Below are 3457 nucleotides of genomic sequence, written 5' to 3' on the forward strand. Positions count from 1 at the left end.
CCCCGCGGCCCTAGCCGCCCTGCTGTCGTTGGGCGGCGTGGCCGCGGCCTGGTACCAATACAGCGTCGCCGCCAACATGCTGTCCTGCGACCAGACCTTTGCCGACCGCTTCATGACCGGCATCGGCCTGGAAAGCGCCATCCCCTGGCTGTTCGGCATCTTCGCCACCTGCATGGACGCCAAGGTGCCGGTGCTGGGCATCGAGTACGCCCTGTGGAGCCTGGCGCTGTTCGTGGTTCTGTTCTTCATGGCGCTGCCCGTCGTCTTCCGACGCGGCGGCGCGCAGTAAACGGCAAGCCCGCGCAGGACGACCTTGAAATACCTGACCGGCTACCCGGAAACCCTGCTGCTGCAGGCCCAGACGCTGCTTGACCAGGGCAAACTGGGACCCGCGCTGCTGGCGCGCTACCCCGACGGCCCGCACGCGGTGCGGACCGACCGCGCGCTGTACGAGTACGTGACGGACCTGAAGAACACCTATCTGCGCAACGGCGACCTGATCAACAAGGTGGCCTACGACAGCAAGATCCACGTCATCCAGCATGCGCTGGGTCAGCACACGTACATCTCGCGCGTGCAGGGTGGAAAATTGCGCGCCAAGCACGAGATCCGCGTGGCGACGCTGTTCAAGTCCGTGCCCGCCGAGTTTCTCAAGATGATCACGGTGCATGAACTGGCGCACCTGAAAGAGAAGGACCATAACAAGGCTTTCTACAATCTGTGCCTGCGCATGGAGCCGCACTATCACCAGTACGAATTCGACCTGCGCCTGTATCTGACGCATCTGGAAGCCACGCGGGAAACGCTGTGGGACGCCAAGGGCTGACGCGCTGCCCCAGCCATCGAGGCCCAAAAAAATGCCGTCCCGAGGGACGGCATTTTCATTGAGGGGAACAACAGCGGGTCAGGCGTCGTTCGCGGCGTAGCCCATGTTGAACTGCAAGCCGCTTGCCCCTTCGTCCTGGCCCGGTTCCGCGCGTGACTGACCCAGGCGGGCCAGGTATTCGGCGGTGATGTCGCCGGTGACGTATTCACCGTCGAAGCACGACGCTTCGAAACGCGACATCTTGGGGTTCAGATCGCGCACCGATTGCTGCATGTCGGCGAGGTCCTGGTAGATCAGCGAGTCGGCGCCGATGGCGCGGGCGATTTCCTCGTCGGTGCGGCCGGTGGCGATCAGCTCGGACTGCGTCGGCATGTCGATGCCGTACACGTTCGGAAAACGGACCGGAGGCGCGGCCGAGGCGAAGTACACCTTGTTGGCGCCGGCGGCGCGCGCCATGTCGACGATTTCGCGGCTGGTGGTGCCACGCACGATGGAGTCATCGACCAGCAGCACGTTCTTGCCCTTGAATTCCATGCCAATGGCATTGAGCTTCTGGCGCACGGACTTACGGCGCACGGCCTGGCCCGGCATGATGAAGGTGCGGCCCACGTAGCGGTTCTTGATGAGCCCTTCGCGGTAGTCCAGGTTCAGGCGGGCGGCCAGCTGCATGGCGGCGGGACGCGAGGAATCCGGAATCGGCATGACGACGTCGATGTCGCCCAGGCGCATGTTGCGCGCGACCTTGTCGGCCAGGTATTCACCCATGCGCAGGCGGGCGTCGTAGACCGACACGCCGTCGATCAGCGAATCCGGACGCGCGAAGTACACGTATTCGAAAATGCACGGCACCAGCTGCGGATTGTCGGCGCACTGGCGGCTGACGAAACGGCCGTCCAGGTCGACGAACACGGCTTCGCCGGGCTCGACATCGCGCACGAACACAAAGCCGCTGCCTTCCAGCGCCACGGATTCCGAGGCCACCATCCATTCGACGCCTTCGTCGGTTTCCATGCGGCCGATGCACAGCGGCCGAATGCCGTTGGGGTCGCGGAAAGCCAGCAGGCCGTAACCGGAAATCTGCGCCACGACGGCATAGGCGCCACGCACGCGCTTGTGCACGGCGGACACCGCGCGGAAGATGGCGTCGTCATCCAGCGACACGCCATTGGCCGACGATTGCAGCTCGTGCGCCAGCACGTTCAGCAGCACTTCCGAATCGGAATTCGTGTTGATGTGGCGGCGGTCGACGCGGTACAGCGATTCGCGCAGTTCGCGCCAGTTGGTCAGGTTGCCGTTGTGGGCAAACATGATGCCGAACGGGGCGTTGACGTAGAACGGCTGGGCCTCTTCCTCGCTGGCGCTGGAGCCCGCGGTAGGATAGCGGACCTGGCCGACGCCAGACGTACCCGGCAACGAACGCATGTTGCGCGTACGGAAGACGTCGCGCACCAGGCCGTGAGCCTTGTACATATTGAATTGGTTGCCTTGCGACGTGGCGATGCCCGCGGCGTCCTGCCCGCGATGCTGCAACAACAGCAAGCTGTCATAGAGCAGCTGGTTGACCGGCCCGCGCCCGATGACCCCTACGATTCCACACATGGTGAGATTTCCTGGTTGATTTGAAGCTAATCAATACGGCAGCCATGTCGCCAAAGACGGCGGCAGCCACGTTTTGATATGTTTGATGGCCTCGATGGCCGAATGCGAAAACATGGCGTCCTTCCACCACGGCTCTTGGGGTAGCGGCGTGTAGCCCGCAGCGGCGACCAGCGCCAGGACGATCACCAGACCACGGGCCAGCCCGAACATTCCGCCCAGGCCGTGGTCGGCTGGGCTGAGTCCGGTACTGCGGATCAAGGCGGCTAGCGTCATGTTGACCAAACCCACACCGAGCAGCACGAGGATGAACACCACGGCGTATGAGACTCCCATGCGCAGCAGCGTCGTTTCAATATAGGGCTCCAGCCACGTGTAGACAGTGGGGCCCCACCATATCGCGGCCACGAAGGCCAGCAGATAGGCGACCAGCGACAGCACCTCTTTGAGCAAGCCGCGCACCAGGCCCAGCACACCCGAGACCGCCAGGATGGCCAGCACGACGAAGTCGAAGCCGGTCACTATTGCGCGGCAATGAAACCATTGTCATAGCCCAAGGTGCGCAAACGCGCCTGGGCCGCCTGCGCCGCCTCGCGCGAAGGGAATGGCCCCACGCGCAGACGGTACTGCTGTTTGCCCCCGATGGAGGCTTGTTCCACAAATGCGTTCGTGACACCGGCCTGATGCAGCTTGCCGCGGCGCGACTGAGCGTCTTCCGACGTCGTGTAGGCGGCGATCTGCAGCACGAAATTGCCCTTGGCGGCGGGTTTCGGGGCGGGCGCGGCGGCGGCCGGCGCCGAACGGCCTTCCAGCAGGGCCAGGGCACGCGCACCGTCATCGGAGCGCGCGTCGGGCTTGGACGTGGCCGGCTTGGGCTCGGGCTTCGGTTCCGGTTTCGGCTTGACGTCAGGCTTGGGCGGCGTGGCCGGCGGCGGCGTCACGGGCGTGGCGGGCGTAGTCGTCGGCGCGACGGCCACGGGCGGCACGGAAGTGACCGGCGGCGGCGTAGGGACGGCGGCGGGATCGGCGGGGGGC

General features: G+C 64.9%; 5 protein-coding genes. 2 read left to right on the top strand and 3 right to left on the bottom strand.

The features are described from left to right. Together ACE039_RS02965 and ACE039_RS02970 are read left to right on the top strand one after the other, a co-directional pair. Positions 1–289 (top strand): disulfide bond formation protein B (locus tag ACE039_RS02965; protein WP_485821640.1); only part of this gene is annotated, 289 nt, incomplete at its 5' end. Positions 290–313: 24 nt separating this feature from the next. After that, entirely contained in the window at positions 314–826 is a 513-nt protein-coding gene (locus tag ACE039_RS02970; protein WP_448708445.1) for a M48 metallopeptidase family protein, read from the top strand. Positions 827–904: 78 nt separating this feature from the next. Here ACE039_RS02970 and purF read toward each other — a convergent pair whose 3' ends face one another. The 3 genes from purF to ACE039_RS02985 all read right to left on the bottom strand — a co-directional run. After that, positions 905–2425: an amidophosphoribosyltransferase gene (purF, locus tag ACE039_RS02975; RefSeq protein ID WP_416025174.1), complete on the bottom strand. Its 1521-nt coding sequence runs from the start codon at positions 2423–2425 to the stop codon at positions 905–907. A 30-nt stretch (positions 2426–2455) separates the two neighbouring features. Next, entirely contained in the window at positions 2456–2944 is a 489-nt protein-coding gene (locus tag ACE039_RS02980; RefSeq protein WP_088588337.1) for a CvpA family protein, read from the bottom strand. After that, the coding region (locus tag ACE039_RS02985) for an SPOR domain-containing protein (protein ID WP_485821641.1) at positions 2944–3457 on the bottom strand (514 nt) is incomplete at its 5' end. The genes ACE039_RS02985 and ACE039_RS02980, both read right to left, overlap by 1 nt.

Source organism: Achromobacter maghribensis (genome assembly GCF_057334215.1).

Excerpts from the sequence above, each read along its gene's own strand:
- purF (WP_416025174.1), bottom strand. The coding sequence starts at position 2,425 with ATGTGTGGAATCGTAGGGGTCATCGGGCGCGGGCCGGTCAACCAGCTG.